Annotated in this window: 1 protein-coding gene; it reads right to left on the bottom strand. The window is 47.0% G+C overall.

Annotated features, from left to right (window positions below; translation table 11 throughout):
* Positions 1–791, bottom strand: a 791-nt coding sequence (gene argE, locus KIV40_RS26245; protein WP_285352117.1) for an acetylornithine deacetylase, incomplete at its 3' end; no start/stop codon positions are given.
* Positions 792–951: the final 160 nt, after the last annotated feature.

Raw genomic sequence — 951 nt, 5'->3', positions numbered from 1 at the left:
CCCGGTAGAGGGCGCACATCGTAGTGCAGCTCACAGCAACCACAGATGCGGTTGGCACTGTCGCCACCATGAATATGGCCTAGGTTCAGGGTTGGACTTGGAATCGCAAAGCCCGGGTGGTGGTACTCTTTAATCAGCTTGTCTCGCAGCTGCATTAAGGCGAACAATACTTCATGCATGATCTCAATTGCGTTGACGCCTAATGCCGGGTCTGAAGAGTGACCGGATTTACCGGTGACTCGCACCGCATTCGCCACGTGGCCTTTGTGTCCACGGATAGGTACGAGGCTGGTTGGCTCACCGATGATGCAGTAATCCGGTTTAAACGGTGCATTTTCAGTGAAGTGACGCGCGCCGAGCATGGTGGTCTCTTCATCACAAGTCGCCAGAACATAGAGCGGCTTGGTCTGTTTACTCCAATCAATCTTCTTTACCGCTTCATAGATAAAGGCGAAGAAGCCTTTCATGTCTGCCGTGCCTAACCCGTAGAAGCGATTGTTGTGCTCAGTCAGTGCGTGCGGGTTGAAGTTCCAGCGTCCTTCATCAAATGGAACAGTGTCGCTGTGTCCTGCTAATAGTAAGCCGCCCTCACCAGAGCCCATCTTTGCCACCATATTATGCTTACCCGGCTCCACCTCTACGACTTCAACGCTAAAGCCTAGGTCTTTAAACCATTGAGCCATTTTTTCGATGACCTTTTCATTGCCATGATCCCAGCTCGGATCAGTAGAGCTGATGGAGTCGGTTGAAATTAGGCCTTGGTAGACCTCAAGAAAACTCGGTAATTGCATAATATCTTCACTTCTACTATTGACAGAAAAACCATAAGGCGGTAAAACACATATTAAGTCATATTTACTGAATAAAAAATCAAATAAAGCTAAAAATCAAGTATGATTAGTCAAATTTGAAATGTAACTTAACTCAAGAATGGATGTGTTGAGATGTTGA

The sequence above is a fragment of the Vibrio sp. D173a genome (genome assembly GCF_030248475.1).
The sequence above is the reverse complement of the archived record's forward strand: the minus strand, read 5'-3'. Positions and strand labels throughout refer to the sequence as shown.